Source organism: Shewanella sp. H8 (assembly GCF_040285065.1).
Classification (GTDB): domain Bacteria; phylum Pseudomonadota; class Gammaproteobacteria; order Enterobacterales; family Shewanellaceae; genus Shewanella; species Shewanella polaris.
The window spans coordinates 2969004-2986037 of the sequence record NZ_CP157213.1; the positions used below are offsets into that span (position 1 = coordinate 2969004).

A 17034-nucleotide genomic window follows, 5' to 3' on the forward strand; every position below is an offset into this window, starting at 1 on the left:
GCCAAATAAGGTAAATTCAGTGCTGTTTTAGATCTTGAGAGGCCTTGACACATTCCATAGATAATCATTTTTCACACCTCATATCTTGTTTTAAGTCTCGGGTGATTGTATCGGAGTGAAACCTCAGGTAATCTGCTTTGTGCTAAAAAAAGCATAAATGGATATTTAGACTAATCTTATCTTCTTTAAGTATGACTTAAGTAAGTATCGGTAAGTTTGAATGCGCTGAAGTCCCAATAGATTATTTGGAATCCCGGTCTAGATGACAAAAAAGATAACCACACATTTAGAATCTGGTCTATTTAAGGGCAAGCCTCGCCAAAAAACGGTCCAACACCGTAATGCGACTACGACGCCTGAAATGCGTCAATTTATTCAGCAATCCGATTACAGCGTCAGTCAATTATCCAAAATTCTCAATATCAGCGAAGCCACAATACGTAAGTGGCGTAAACGTGACTCAATCGATAACACCCCAAATACCCCGCACAAACTCAACACCACACTATCTCCGATGGAAGAATACGTGATGCTGGGCTTGCGTTATCAATTAAAAATGCCTTTAGATCGGCTACTAAAAGTCACCCAAGAATTTATCAACCCCAATGTATCTCGCTCCGGCCTTGCCCGCTGCTTAAAGCGTTTTGGGGTCTCTAAACTAGACGAATTTGACAGCCCTTTTGTGCCGGAAAAATTCTTCAATCAGCTGCCGATTACTCAGGGAGCTGATATACAAACCTATACCGTTAACCCTAAGACCTTAGCCGATACATTGGCCCTGCCAAGTCCAGATCCGGACAACGTAGTGCAAGTGGTGTCGTTAAGTATTCCGCCTCAATTAACAGAGCAGCAAGCTTATTCTGTTTTGCTTGGAGTCGATTTTAAGTCTGACTGGGTTTACCTCGATATTTATCAAGACAGCCATACCCAAGCGAGTAATCGCTATATCACGCATGTCTTAAAGCACGGACCATTTCATTTACGTAAGTTATTGGTTCGGAACTATCACACTTTTCTTGCTCGATTTCCCGGAGCAAGTCAATCAGCAGCAGTATCCACTAGCACCATTGATGCAGCTGGATCCCAACACCAGATAACTGAACCTCAGTTATCAAACGGAGACTCATATGAGCCAATCCAGTAATAAAGATAAGCGTTTAAACAAACGCTTAAAAGACATGCCTGTCGCGATTGTCGGCATGGCAAGCATTTTTGCTAACTCACGTTACTTAAACAAGTTTTGGGATTTAATCAGCGAAAAAATTGATGCTATTATCGACGTTCCAGAAACCCATTGGAATGCTGAAGATTACTACAATGCCGATAAATCAATGGCCGATAAAAGCTACTGTAAGCGCGGTGGTTTTTTACCGGAAGTCGATTTCAATCCAATGGAATTTGGCCTGCCACCTAATATCCTCGAACTAACAGACACCTCGCAACTCTTATCGTTAGTGGTCGCCAAAGAAGTGTTAGCTGATGCTGGTATTGATGCACAGTACGATACCGATCGCATCGGTATTACACTAGGTGTCGGCGGTGGTCAAAAAATCAATCATAGCCTCAGCGGTCGCTTGCAGTACCCAATACTCAAAAAAGTATTTAAAAATAGTGGCCTAAGTGATGAAGACACTGAGATGTTGATAAAAAAGTTTCAGGATCAATATATTCACTGGGAAGAGAACTCATTTCCAGGTTCACTCGGCAATGTGATTGCTGGGCGTATCGCTAACCGCTTTGATCTAGGCGGCATGAATTGCGTGGTTGACGCAGCTTGTGCAGGTTCTTTAGCGGCTATGCGCATGGCGATTACAGAGTTAGTTGAAGGTCGCAGTGACATGATGCTCACTGGTGGTGTGTGTACCGATAACTCGCCATCTATGTACATGAGCTTTTCAAAAACACCGGCATTTACCACCAACGACACCATTCAACCTTTTGACATTGATTCAAAAGGCATGATGATAGGTGAAGGTATTGGCATGATGGCGCTTAAACGTCTTGATGATGCCGAACGAGATGGTGACCGAATTTATGCTGTTATCAAAGGTATTGGCTCATCATCTGATGGTAAGTTTAAAAGTATTTATGCACCGCGCCCTGAAGGCCAAGCAAAAGCATTAAGACGCGCTTATGATGATGCAGGTTTTGCGCCGCAAACTGTTGGCTTAATTGAAGCCCATGGTACTGGTACTGCAGCAGGTGATGTCGCGGAGTTCAATGGCCTAAAGTCGGTGTTTGCCGACGGTAATGACACTCAACAGCATATTGCTCTTGGGTCTGTTAAATCGCAAGTTGGCCACACTAAATCGACAGCCGGAACCGCTGGTGTGATTAAAGCGGCTCTGGCTTTGCATCATAAAGTGTTGCCGCCGACCATTAACGTCAGTAAACCGAATCCAAATTTAAACATTCAAGATTCGCCATTTTATTTAAACACCGAAACCCGCCCTTGGTTACCTCGTGCAGACAATACGCCGCGCCGCGCGGGTATTAGTGCATTTGGTTTTGGTGGCACCAACTTCCACATTGTGTTGGAAGAATATCGTCAAGAACATGTTCGAGGCGATAAGTATCGTCAACGTTCAGTGCCACAGAGTCTATTGATCCATGCTGAAAATAAAGCCGCATTACAGGCTCAATTAACCGCACTGCAAAGTGAAATTAATGCTGTTGATACCACACAGCAAAATCGCCAAGAAATTGTATTAGCCGATTTTGGTAAACGTTTTGCCTTGAATACCATCGCCCCTAATGCGGCACGTATAGGCTTAGTGGTTGCTTCATTAGCAGACTTAACCATTCAGCTAACTCAGGCCCTAGCGCAGTTAAACTCAAATACTGCCGACAGCTGGCAATTGCCTTCTGGTACCAGTTATCGCGCAGCAGCATTGATTCATCCTGAAGCGGCAAGCCATAAAGTGGCAGCATTATTTGCCGGACAAGGGGCGCAGTATCTGAACATGGGCATCGATTTAGCCTGTTTATATCCAGAAATGCGTCAACAACTGATGCAAGCAGACAAGGTGTTTGCGCAACATAAACAAACGCCACTATCGCAAATTATGTACCCAAATCCTGCTTTTGAAGCCGAAGACATTGCCGCACAACACGCAGCATTAACTAATACCGCCAATGCTCAAAGTGCTATTGGTGCGGTCAGCATGGGCCAATATGCATTATTGACTCAAGCAGGTTTTAAAGCCGATATGGTTGCCGGCCATAGTTTTGGTGAACTGTCAGCATTATGTGCTGCAGGCGTCATTAGCCAAGCTGATTATTATCAATTGGCCTTTGCTCGTGGCCAAGCAATGGCGGCGACACCTAAAGATCAAGACGCTGGCGTAATGTACGCCATTATTGTCCCAGCTCAATCTGTTGACAACGGAGTTGAAAAGCTTGAACAGTGCATTAGCGCATTTGAAGGCGTTAAGGTGGCTAATTACAATGCACCAACCCAACTGGTTATTGCAGGCCCAACAGCGTCATGTACCTTAGCGGCACAAGCTATCACCACCGAACTTGGTTTTAAAGCAATCGCCCTGCCGGTTTCTGGTGCTTTCCACACTCCATTAGTGGCGCATGCTCAGCAGCCGTTTGCTGCGGCAATCAATAAGATTAAATTTGCTAAGCCAAAACTAAGCCTCTATGCCAATGGCACAGGTAAAGCACATCCTAATGATGCTAAAGCAATCCAAGCAGCATTTAGTGAACATATGTTGCAATCGGTTCGTTTTAGCGAGCAACTAAATGCCATGTATGATGCTGGTGCCCGCATATTTGTTGAGTTTGGTCCTAAAAACATCCTCCAAAAATTGGTTGAGGCGACCTTAGGCAATAAAGCAGAATCAGTCAGTGTAGTGAGCTTGAACCCAAATCCTAAAGGCAATAGTGACACTCAACTGCGCCAAGCGGCTTGTCAGCTTGCAGTATTAGGTGTTGCATTAACCGAGGTTGATCCGTATCAAGCGCCAATCGCTGAGCTTGCAAAAGTGTCACCGATGAACGTTAAGTTAACCGCGAGTAATTATATTAGTCCGGCCACTCAAGCCAAAATGCAAAAGTCATTGCAAACCGGCACCGTTACCAGCCAGACAGTGGAAGTGCCTGTCGAAAAAGTTGTGGAAAAGATTGTGGAAAAAGAAGTCATTAAAACTGAATATATTGAAGTACCTACAACATCAGCACAAGCTCAAGCCTCTGCAGTCGCCGCACCTTTAGCGGCAACAACTCCTGTAGCTAAAGCTCAAGCAGTTAGCTCAAGTGTGCCAGCGTCAGCCGATAGTATCGGTGCATTTTTTGCTGCGCAGCAACAAACAGCTGAATTACATCAGCAGTTTTTAGCCATACCACAGCAATATGGCGACACCTTTGCTCACCTGATGACAGCCCAAGCACAAATGGCGTCATCGGGATTAGCCATTCCAGAAAGCTTGCAACGTTCGATGGAGATGTTCCACCAGCACCAAGCACAAACATTGCAAAGTCATACCCAATTTTTAACGCAGCAAGCACAAGCAAACCAAGCCGCATTAGCCATGTTGCAAGGGCAAACACCAATGCCTATGGTGTCTCCAGCATCTGTACCTACATCGGTACAGCCTGCGTTTGTACAGCCAAACCAAGTTGCTCAAGCCACAACGACACCTTCGCCAGTGGTAGCACCTATTGCTCCAGCTCCGGTTCAAACAGCTCAAGCAGTTCAATCTCAACCAACAGCCAGTCAACCGATTCAAACTCCTGTCGCTCAGCAAGTTAGCTCAGCAGCGGTTTCTGCACCAACAGCCGGACTAACACAGCAACAAGTGTTAGACACTATGCTCAATGTGGTCGCAGACAAAACCGGTTACCCAACAGAAATGCTTGAACTTGGCATGGACATGGAAGCCGACCTTGGTATCGACTCAATCAAGCGGGTAGAAATTTTAGGCACAGTACAAGATGAGCTTCCAGGCTTACCTGAACTGAGCCCAGAAGATTTAGCCGAGTGTCGCACCTTGGGCGAAATCGTTAGCTATATGCAAACCAAATTACCAGCGGCCAACTCGGTTGCTGTAGCGTCAACGGGATCAACATCGGTAGATGCTGTTGCACCTGCATCAACAGGCTTAACGGCTGAAAACGTCCAACGTACCATGTTAGCTGTGGTTGCCGATAAAACCGGTTACCCAACTGAAATGCTTGAACTTGGCATGGACATGGAAGCAGACCTTGGTATCGACTCCATCAAGCGTGTGGAAATTTTAGGCACAGTACAAGATGAGCTTCCAGGCTTACCTGAACTGAGCCCAGAAGATTTAGCTGAGTGTCGCACCTTGGGTGAAATCGTTAGCTACATGCAAACAAAATTGCCAGCGGCAAGCACAGTGGCGCCAGCTTCAATTGCATCTGCATCTGCAGCAACGGGCTTAACCGCTGAAAATGTCCAGCGCACCATGTTAGCAGTAGTTGCCGATAAAACTGGTTACCCAACTGAAATGCTTGAACTAGGCATGGACATGGAAGCCGATTTAGGTATCGACTCAATCAAACGCGTCGAGATTTTAGGTACTGTGCAAGATGAGCTTCCAGGCTTACCTGAGCTGAACCCAGAAGATTTAGCTGAATGTCGCACTTTGGGCGAAATCGTCAGCTACATGCAGACTAAACTGCCTGCAGTCAGCACTGCGGCTCCAGCATCAGCCGTATTCTCATCTGCCGCGCCAACAACGGGCTTGAGTGCTGATACAGTATTAAGCACCATGATGTCAGTGGTGGCCGACAAAACCGGTTATCCTGCTGAAATGCTTGAACTGAGCATGGACATGGAAGCCGACCTTGGTATCGACTCAATCAAACGTGTTGAAATTCTAGGCACAGTGCAAGACGAACTACCCGGTTTGCCTGAGCTGAACCCAGAAGATTTAGCCGAGTGTCGTACCTTGGGCGAAATCGTTAGCTACATGCAAACCAAATTGCCTGCCACCAACACTGAGGCTCCAGTATCTGCTCCAGCAACAACAGGATTAAGTGCTGATACCGTTTTAAGCACCATGATGTCAGTGGTAGCCGACAAAACCGGTTACCCTGCAGAAATGCTTGAACTGAGCATGGACATGGAAGCCGATTTAGGTATCGACTCAATCAAACGCGTCGAGATTTTAGGTACTGTGCAAGATGAGCTTCCAGGCTTACCTGAGTTGAACCCAGAAGATTTAGCTGAATGTCGCACTCTAGGTGAAATCGTTAGCTACATGCAAACCAAATTGCCTGCAGCAAACGCGATTGCGCCGGTCGCACCAACATCAACTGCAAACAAGGTTGAGGTTAACACCGCAGCATTACCTCCACACAGCGAGGTAGCGCTAAAAAAGTTACCAGCGGCGGATAAACTCGTAGATTGCTTTTCAACAGACTCTTGTATTGTCATCACAGATGATGGCCACAATGCAGGTTTACTGGCTGAAAAGCTAAATGCAAAGGGATTAACCGTCGCCGTTATTCGTAACCCACAAACCATTACCGTGGCACATTCACCCTTAAGCAGTGATATTAAAAGCTACACGTTGAGCAGCATTGATGATGCCCAAATTGCACAAGTCATTGCCGATATTAAGACCGACTTGGGCGCTGAACATGCCATTGCGGGCTTTATTCATTTACAGCCACAAGCCGCAGCAAACAGCAGCGAATTAATGTCGTGCACTGTTGCAGCAAAAGCCGCTGTCGACAACGCATTTTTGTGGGCTAAGCATCTTCACGCTGAATTTGCCAAACCAACTCAAGGTTCGCGTTTATGCTACTTTACCGTGAGCCGTTTAGACGGTGGATTTGGTTATCTTGATAATACTCAGCTAGCAACAGCAGAGCTTAACCAAGCAGCCTTATCTGGTCTAAGCAAAACCCTAAGCCATGAATGGCCACAGGTGTTTTGCCGCGCATTAGACATTGCCAACAATATTGATACAGCAAGTTTTGCCGATGCCATCGTTGCTGAGTTATTTGATATCGATGGTGCCAATGCTAGCGCGGATCGCATTAATGAAGTGGGGATCAGTAATCAAGGTCGAGTCACTTTAGTTGCCGGCAATGCCAGCGAGCAGTTTGCACCAGCAAGTTTAAACAAAAATGACACTATTTTGGTCACCGGCGGCGCAAAAGGCGTAACCTTTGAATGCACTCTCACCTTAGCCAAACAATGCCAATCACATTTTGTGTTAGCGGGTCGTAGCCAACATTTTGGCAAAGACTTACCAGCATGGGCACAAGGCAAAAAAGCCTCTGAGTTAAAAGCCGCAGCCATCGCTTATATTCAATCTCAAGGCAACAGACCATCGCCAAAACAGATTGATGCACTCGTATGGCCAATAAGCAGCAGCCTAGAAATAGATGCTGCGTTAAGTGCTTTCAGCAAGGTTGGCGCCAGTGCTCAGTATGTCTCGATGGATGTCAGCGACGCCACCGCGGTAGCGGCTAGTCTTAAAAGTCTGACTAATGCCAAGGGCGACTCATTAATCATTAATGGGGTTATTCACGGTGCGGGCGTATTAGCCGATAAGCACATTCAAGATAAAACCTTGGATGAACTTAACCGCGTATACCACACCAAAGTGACTGGGCTTGCTAGCATCATTAATGCACTCGACCCACAGCAGATTAAGCTTATTGCACTGTTTTCATCGGCGGCCGGTTTTTACGGTAATACCGGACAGAGTGATTACGCTATGTCGAATGAAATCCTCAACAAAACTGCACTGAAACTAGCGCACACTTTACCGCAAGCTAAAGTGATGAGTTTTAATTGGGGCCCCTGGGATGGCGGAATGGTCAGCTCAGCATTAAAGAAAATGTTTGTTGAACGTGGCGTTTACGTTATTCCGTTACAAGCGGGTGCCGAGCTATTTGCCCACAGTTTATTAAGCCAACAAGGGGCGCAACTGCTTATTGGCTCTGATATGCAAGGTTCATCAAAACAGGACAACGCTGTAAAAAAGCTTAATGCGGACGCTTTGCTTATTGCCAAGGGTTCGCTGACATTTGCTACTAATACACTTGTGACTAAAGCATTTACGGCTAACTCAGTTACAACTGAGGCAGTTATGACTAAGACATCGGCTGCTGATGTTATCAGTCAGACGGTGACTCGAGTATTAACCCCGGCTGAAATGCCTTTTGTTAGCGATCATTGTATTGCTGGCAATCCGGTATTACCGACGGTATGCGCCATGCAATGGATGCGTGATGCGGCAGAAACTTTATGTCATGTGCCTGTCAGTATTGCTGAATACAAATTGCTTAAAGGGGTTATTTTTGACACCAATGAGCCACATTTGTTGCAACTGGAACTAACGCAAACTAACGCGGGGATCAGCGCGCTGATCACCTCTCGTTTGTTAAACGATCCTAGCGCAACCATGAAACCGCAATACCAAGCTCAATTGGTGATCAATAAAGCAATATTGGCAACTGATGTTGCTAAACCCACTGTTGGCGACAGCAGTTTGGCTCAATGGGCTAACATGGCACCATTGTATTCAGGCGCTGAACTGTATCAAAACGGAACCTTGTTTCATGGCCCGCGTTTGCAAGGCATTAAGCAAGTGTTGGCATTTGATGATGCTCAGCTCTTGTGTCAGGTTCAATTGCCGAGCATTAATGCCAGCGATTGCCAAGGTTTTATACCGTCATCGGCATTAGGTGGTAGCCAAATTTTCGCTGAAGATTTGCTACTACAAGCCATGTTGGTATGGGCAAGACTAAAATACGATGCCGCAAGCTTACCGTCATCAACCGGTGAGTGTGTTACTGCTTGGCCATTTGCAAATGGCGATAAAGGTTATATTCAACTTGATGTGGTTAAGCACAGCGAAAGAATGCTAGTGGCTAACGTGAGTTTATATCATCAAGACGGCCGCCTGAGTTGCCAAATTCTCAATGCTAAAGTGACCATTAGTAAGAGTTTGAATGGGGCATTTATTCCACATGAAGCTTCTGCTGAACTTTCACACAAGGACACAGTGTGACAGCCACAGATAACATGGCGCTAAAATCCATTAGTGAGCGTATTTTGCAGCAACAAACCAAGCCAATGCGCTTGGCTTTGTTGCTGAGAAAACCCAATATCGACTCGGTTAATGAGCACAAGGTTGCGATTTATACTCAGCATAGCGACGGTTTTGAACTGGCGTTATTGCACAGCATAGAGCGGCTATCATCCACTACAGATGAGATGATCAATATTGCCGATCGGTTGTGGATAATGCAGGGGCTACTTGCCGCGAAACATGGCGTCAATGCGAACGCTTATCTAAATGGTGTTGCACTTGGTAGCAATCAGGCTGAAGCAATAACACTGGCGCTGAATCATGCAAAACGTTTACATACTCAACCGCAGATTGTCGCGTTAGATGGCAATGCAAAATCCAATACTGCTAATAATGCAAAAAATGCATTGGCCGCAATGACCACCCTAGTAGAGTCTATCGCCAGTCGTTGTATACCAACACAGGACAAGGTCAACAGCCAGTATTGGTTTAGCCCACTTCATCAAAGCAGAGTTGCAGCGTTATGTTACCCAAGTGCCAACGGTGTTCAGGCAATGATCTTGACCCAAGGACGTGCATTAGTCGCCTCAAAGCAATTGGTTAATCCCCAACGTTTATGGCTGCCATTATGTGCCACTTCATTGGTGCAACTGCACACTAAACTGATGGCTTTCTCTGCGCAGGTCAATTCGGCGACAGACGATGTCAGCTTACTAAAACTTATCAAAAGTACATTGGCCGATTATCAAACGGATGCGCCCCTAGCTTTAGTGTTAATGGCGCAGGATCGTAACGGATTAATCATAGAAATTAATGCGATGTTGGTAACAATGTCGACTCACCTTCAGCCAGACATTAACGATAACCCGCCGATAGAATATAAAACCCCTGCTGGCAGTTGTTTCTATTCTGCGCCGCTGGGTGATCATGGCTTAAGTTTTGTTTATCCTGGCGTCGGTACTGTGTATCCAAACATGCTCAGTCAAATGGGCTTGGTTTTCCCCAATGTGTATGCTGAACTCGAAAGCCAAGGTGACATGCAATCGATGTTACAAACCAAGTTTATTTACGCGGCAGATAAAAACCGTACCGCACAGATGAGTTTGAGCCAATTAGCCATTGCCGGTGTGGGCGCCAGTTATGTGTTAACCAAACTGTTGCAGCAAGAATTTGCCATTGAACCTAAGTTTGCCTTGGGTTACTCCATGGGCGAAGCGGCCATGTGGGCGAGTCTAGATGTTTGGCAAGCACCACACACTATGATTGAAGCAACCCAAAACAGCAGTATCTTTACCCAAGATATTTCAGGCGAGCTTCGCTGCGTTCGTCAACAATGGCAATTAGCCGATGACGAAACCATTGTGTGGAACAGCTTTGTGACTCGAGCCAGTATTGACGAACTCACGCCCCATTTAGCGGATTACCCGCGTGCTTATATTGCCATCGTCCAAGGCGATACTTGTGTTATCGCAGGTTGTGAATCCAGTTGTAAAGCATTGTTAAAACAAGCAGGTAAACGCGGTATTGCAGCCAATCGAATTACGGCAATGCATACACCAGCCGCACTAAATATTACCGACCATGTACGTCAGTTTTATCTGCAACCGCTGTTGGCAAACTTACCCGAACATTTACAGTTTATCTCGGCGGCTCAAGTTGCGCCTGTCACGTTAGACTCACACGCTATTGCACAATCGATTGCCGATACTTTTTGTCATCAGCTGGATTTTACTCAATTAATCCACAATGCTCGAGATCAAGGCTGTCGATTATTTGTTGAAGTCGGAGCCGATAGACAAACCACCACCTTAATTGACAAAATCAATGCTCAAAGTAACAACACGTCCCCAGCAATGGCCGTTGCCGTTAATGCCAAAGGCGGCGACGATGTCAGCAGTTTACTCAAGTGTCTGGGACAATTAATGGCACATCGCGTGCCGATGTCATTAACCCCCTTTATTCGCAGCCTTGACGATGCAATTAACTCATTATCTCAGCAGACGGCAATAGCCGACGGCTCACCACTGTCTCGTTGCAGTGAAACATCATTAGAAGGAGAACCTCATTGAGTTCTCAAGCCACCCCTAAAATAGCCATTGTCGGTTTAGCCAATCAGTATCCCGACGCGGATACTCCCGCTAAATTTTGGCAAAACTTATTAGACAAAAAAGATTCACGCAGCCAAATCAGTGCTAGCAAACTCAATGCTTCACCGAGTGATTACTTGGGTGTACAAGGCGAATCGGACCGTTTTTATTGTGATAAAGGCGGCTACATTCAAGACTTTCAATTTAACCCTCAAGGTTATCGTATTGAGCCCGAGGCATTTACTGGTTTGGATGACAGTTTCTTGTGGGCAACCGACACCGCCCGAAATGCGTTAACCGACGCGGGTATAAACCTTAGTCATAACGTGCTGCAACGCACCGGCATTGTCATGGGCACTTTATCGTTCCCTACAGCCAAGTCTAACGAGCTATTTGTGCCGCTTTATCACAGCGCGGTCGAAAAAGCCTTACAGACTAAACTCCAGCAGCCAAACTTTAATCTGCAATCGTTTAATCAAGCATCGCAAAACAATACTGCAGAAAATGCCAATAACAATAATAATGTAGCGCCTAAAATGGTTAACTTGCGTAATGGTGCCATTGCCCATAACGCCTCTAAAATCGTTGCCGATGCTTTGGGATTAGGTGGTACGCAACTGAGTTTAGATGCCGCCTGTGCCAGTTCAGTTTACGCATTAAAATTAGCCTGCGACTACTTGCATACCGGCAAAGCAGACATGATGCTGGCTGGCGCGGTGTCGGGAGCCGATCCGTTTTTTATCAATATGGGCTTTTCGATATTTCATGCTTACCCAGACCACGGTATTTCAGCTCCGTTTGATCAAAACAGTAAAGGTTTGTTCGCTGGTGAAGGTGCTGGAGTATTAGTGCTCAAACGCCTTGAAGATGCCGAGCGTGATGGCGACCATATTTATGCTTTGGTCAGTGGCATTGGCTTATCAAACGATGGTAAAGGCCAGTTTGTATTAAGCCCAAACATTAAAGGCCAAGTACAAGCATTCGAGCGCGCTTATCTTGATGCCGCCGCAATAGACCCTAACATTACGCCTGCCAGTATTGAAGTGATTGAATGTCACGCCACCGGGACACCATTAGGCGACAAAGTTGAATTAGCTTCAATGGAACGTTTTTTTGAAGACAAACTTGAAGGCAGTGCCACGCCATTAATTGGTTCCGCAAAATCCAATTTAGGCCATTTACTCACAGCAGCAGGCATGCCAGGGATCATGAAAATGATTTTTGCGATGCGTGAAGGCGTGTTGCCACCGAGTATTAATATCAGTGCCCCTATCGCCTCACCTAATGGCTTATTTGGCCAAGCGACTTTACCCAATGCTGTGCTACCTTGGCCCGATAAAGTTGGCAATAAAGCCCGTCATGCAGGTTTATCGGTATTTGGTTTTGGCGGTTGTAACGCCCATTTATTACTTGAGTCGTACCAAGCTAAAGCCGTTGCTGACAAGACGCTGAACAATCATTCTCAAAATAATAATTCTCTAAGTAATAATACTCAGAACAATAAAGCTCAAACTCGCAACACGACGCTAGTTGATGCAGAAATGCCAATGCACATTACCGGCATGGCGGCGCATTTTGGTCAATGTAGCAGTATTGATGCACTGGCGAAAAAAATCATCGCCAAACAAGCCATCTTTAGCCCGCTACCCACTCAACGCTGGAAAGGCTTAGATAAACATCCTGAGCTATTAGCCCAATATGGCATCACCCAAGTGCCGCAAGGCGCGTATATCGATCAATTCGATTTTGATTTTTTGCGTTTTAAAGTGCCACCCAATGAAGATGATCGCCTGATCTCGCAACAACTACTGTTGATCAAAGTCGCCGATGAAGCTATCGCCGATGCCAAGCTAACACCAGGCAGCAAAGTCGCGGTGTTAGTCGCCATGGAAACCGAACTCGAACTTCATCAATTCCGCGGTCGAGTTAACTTACACAGCCAAATAGCGCAAAGCCTTAACGCTCAAGGTATTCAATTATCTACTGCGGAATATGACAGCCTTGAAACCATTGCGATGGACAGTGTGCTCGACGCCGCTAAGCTTAACCAATACACCAGTTTTATTGGCAATATTATGGCGTCGAGGATAGCCTCATTATGGGATTTCAACGGCCCAGCATTTACGATTTCTGCGGGCGAACAGTCAGTTAACCGCTGTATTGATGTGGCGCAAAATTTGTTTGCGTTAGGGTCGTTACAAGAACCATTAGATGCCATCATTATTGCCGCTGTAGACCTGTCTGGCAGTATTGAAAATATGCTGTTCAATACCGCCAAGCTTAACGCCAAAGGATTGCGTTCAACCGATTGGTTAGTGGGTGAAGGGGCTGGCGCGCTAGTGCTGCAACAAACTAGTGCGGCACACTCTCAGCTTGATAGTTACGCCAGTATCGACAGCGTTAACTTTACGCCATTGTCACAATTACCAACTGAGTTATTGACAGATATTGTTGAATTAAACCAATCGCCGGAATGTATATTATCGACTCAAGGTCAACAGTTTGCCCAAGGATTAACTGATGCTGCGACAGCGGTCAGCTCAGCGCCATTATTGAGTAAAGCCCATGATATTCTCGGTCATACATTTGCCGCTTCAGGCATGGCCAGTTTGCTGCACGGTTTAGTGCAAACTCGCCACATCGACAAACCGTCTATCAATGCCAGTGTATTCACCAGCAGCGACAATCAATACTCACAAGTTAATCTGTCGGTTTCTGCGGCGCAACAACACGCATTGCACGCTCGACTGGGTAATAATTTAACTCAACAACTCGCCACGGGCAGTAAGTTAAGTTTAATTAAACAAGTCAGTTTAGGTGGTCGCGATATTTACCAACATATTATCGACAGCCCACTTGATACCCTCGACAGTATTATCAATCAATGTGCTGATATCGCCCCTAGTGCGGTCAGTTCCACTGAAAGTAAGCAACCAACTATTGGTGATAATAGCCCTCTTAGCGTCAATAATAGCGAGAATATCGCCGAGCCTCTTATGTCAGAAAATATGCCCGATAAAACGTTTCCAAAGCAACCAAGGGTTGCCAGTATGACAAATCATACGATTCCACCAGCACATTTAACGGCATTCCAACAAAATCAATGGTTAGCACAACAAGCGCATTTAGCTTATTTAGCCAGCCGTGATGCAGGCTTGAAAGTGGCTGACAGTTTATTACGGTCCCAATTAGCCGGTTTGAGTCATCAGCCAACCGCGACTCAAGTCGCGTCTCCGGCGGCTAATACTTATGCGGTTAATGCTGCGGTTCAAACAGCGGTTAAGAGTGAAGCAATTAGCCCAGCTAGGTTAATCCAACCTAATCATGCTTGTGTGCCAGCTTACACTGCGCCTATTCCAGCCGATAAACCGTGTATTTGGAATTATGCTGATTTAGTTGAATATGCCGAAGGCGATATCGCTAAGGTGTTTGGCCCAGATTACGCCATTATCGACAGTTACTCGCGCCGAGTTCGCCTACCGACCACAGATTATTTATTAGTGTCGCGTGTGACCAAACTCGATGCCACCATGAATCAATACAAACCGTGTTCAATGACCACAGAATACGACATCCCCGTCGATGCGCCGTATTTAGTGGATGGTCAAATTCCTTGGGCTGTAGCGGTAGAATCGGGTCAGTGCGATTTAATGTTGATCAGTTATTTAGGTATCGACTTTGAAAACAAAGGCGAACGAGTTTATCGCTTATTAGATTGTACTTTGACCTTCTTAGCCGATTTACCTCGTGGCGGCGACACACTGCGTTACGACATTAAAATCAATAACTTTGCCAGCAATGGCGACACGTTATTATTCTTTTTCTCTTACGAGTGTTTCGTAGGCGACAAGATGATCCTAAAAATGGATGGCGGCTGTGCGGGCTTCTTTACCGACCAAGAGCTGGCCGATGGTAAAGGGGTTATTCAAACTGAAGATGAAATAAAACATCGTCAACAAGTGCTCAACAATCCAAATAAACCAACTTTTACCCCATTATTACACTGTAGCCAAACGGCATTTGATTATGGTCAAATTCATCATTTATTGACTGGTGATATTGGCAGCTGTTTTGGCGGCGAACATGTTGCGCACCAACTGCAAACTGGAATACAAAAATCGCTTTGTTTTGCCTCAGAAAAATTCTTAATGATTGAACGAGTTAGTCAATTACAAACACAAGGTGGCGCGTGGGGCTTAGGCTTACTCGAAGGTCATAAACACATTGCGCCAGACCATTGGTATTTCCCTTGTCATTTCCAAGGCGACCAAGTGATGGCCGGTTCGTTAATGGCCGAAGGTTGTGGCCAGCTATTACAGTTCTTTATGATCCACATTGGCATGCATACTCTAGTAGAAAATGGCCGATTCCAACCGTTGGAAAATGCTTCGCAAAAAGTTCGTTGTCGTGGCCAAGTGTTACCACAAACTGCTGAACTGACTTATCGCATGGAAGTGACCGAAATTGGCATTCATCCACGTCCCTACGCTAAAGCTAACATTGATATTTTGCTCAATGGCAAAGTGGTGGTCGATTTCCAAAACTTGGGTGTGATGATTAAAGAAGAAGCAGAATGTACACGTTATCCGCAGCTTTCGTTAGACAGTTCAAATACAAGCCCTGCAGTTGATTCAAACGCTAGCAGCAAGGTTATTGCCAACAAAGCGCCGTTAATGGCGCAAATTCCAGATTTAAACGCCCAGACTAACAAAGGCGTTATTCCGCTAAAACACGTTGAAGCACCCATAGTCAGTGCCGATTCAAAGTACGCTAATCGCGTGCCTGATACCGTGCCATTTACCCCATACCATATGTTTGAGTTTGCTACTGGCGATATCGAAAAATGCTTTGGCCCTGACTTTAGTATTTACCGCGGACTTATCCCACCGCGCACACCCTGTGGCGACTTACAGTTAACCACTCGCGTGGTTGAAATTAACGGTAAACGCGGCGAATTGAAAAAGCCATCATCGTGTATAGCAGAATACGAAGTGCCGGCAGATGCTTGGTACTTTGCTAAAAACAGCCATCAAGCGGTAATGCCTTATTCGGTGTTAATGGAAATTTCATTACAACCCAATGGCTTTATTTCTGGCTACATGGGCACCACCCTAGGTTTTCCTGGGCAAGAGCTATTTTTCCGTAACTTAGACGGTGGCGGAAAATTATTACGTCATGTGGATTTACGCGGTAAAACTATCGTCAATGATTCAAAGCTATTATCAACCGTCATTGCTGGCAGTAACATTATTCAAAGCTTCACCTTTGAGTTAAGTGTCGATAACGAGCCTTTTTACACGGGTAGCGCGGTATTTGGTTACTTTAAAGGTGATGCGCTTAAGAACCAGTTAGGCATAGATAACGGCAAAATAACTCAACCATGGCATGTTGATAACAATGTTGCGGCAGACATTAGCGTTAATTTACTGGATAAACAGTCACGGGTGTTTAATCCGCCAACTAGCCAACCGCATTATTGTTTAGCGGGTGGCCAGCTTAACTTTATCGACAAAGCAGAAATTGTTGAAGCAGGCGGCAAATACGGTAAGGGTTACCTTGCTGCTTCACGCACTATTGACCCTAGTGATTGGTTCTTCCAATTCCACTTCCATCAAGATCCGGTAATGCCAGGTTCATTAGGTGTTGAAGCCGTGATCGAGTTGATGCAAACTTACGCCATCAGCACAGACCTAGGTAAAGGTTTCACTAATCCAAAATTCGGCCAAATATTGTCGGATATTAAATGGAAATATCGCGGTCAAATTAACCCACTGAACAAACAAATGTCACTTGATGTACATATCAGTGCAGTAAAAGATGAAGACGGTAAACGCATCATAATAGGCGACGCAAATCTCAGTAAAGATGGTCTGCGCATTTATGAAGTCAAAGATATCGCCATCTGTATTGAAGAAGCTTAGGCC

General features: G+C 45.5%; 4 protein-coding genes. All 4 read left to right on the forward strand.

What is annotated here, in order from left to right:
• The first annotated feature begins 262 nt into the window (after positions 1-262).
• The 4 genes from ABIS04_RS12870 to ABIS04_RS12885 are packed head-to-tail and all read left to right on the forward strand — an operon-like array spanning position 263 to position 17031.
• Positions 263-1144, forward strand: a complete 882-nt coding sequence (locus ABIS04_RS12870) for a helix-turn-helix domain-containing protein (protein WP_153009485.1) — start codon at positions 263-265, stop codon at positions 1142-1144.
• Positions 1128-9002, forward strand: a complete 7875-nt coding sequence (locus tag ABIS04_RS12875) for an SDR family NAD(P)-dependent oxidoreductase (RefSeq protein ID WP_350431312.1) — start codon at positions 1128-1130, stop codon at positions 9000-9002. The genes ABIS04_RS12870 and ABIS04_RS12875 overlap by 17 nt, the downstream gene beginning before the upstream one ends.
• Positions 8999-11092, forward strand: a complete 2094-nt coding sequence (locus ABIS04_RS12880; RefSeq protein WP_350431313.1) for a PfaB family protein — start codon at positions 8999-9001, stop codon at positions 11090-11092. Before ABIS04_RS12875 ends, ABIS04_RS12880 begins: the two co-directional genes overlap by 4 nt.
• Entirely contained in the window at positions 11089-17031 is a 5943-nt protein-coding gene (locus ABIS04_RS12885) for a beta-ketoacyl synthase N-terminal-like domain-containing protein (RefSeq protein WP_350431314.1), read from the forward strand. The genes ABIS04_RS12880 and ABIS04_RS12885 overlap by 4 nt, the downstream gene beginning before the upstream one ends.
• The last annotated feature ends 3 nt before the right edge of the window (positions 17032-17034 follow it).

What these genes read in the sequence shown, in the direction of transcription:
- ABIS04_RS12870 (WP_153009485.1), top strand. Translation starts at nt 263, where the DNA reads ATGACAAAAAAGATAACCACACATTTAGAATCTGGTCTATTTAAGGGC.
- ABIS04_RS12875 (WP_350431312.1), top strand. Translation starts at nt 1,128, where the DNA reads ATGAGCCAATCCAGTAATAAAGATAAGCGTTTAAACAAACGCTTAAAA.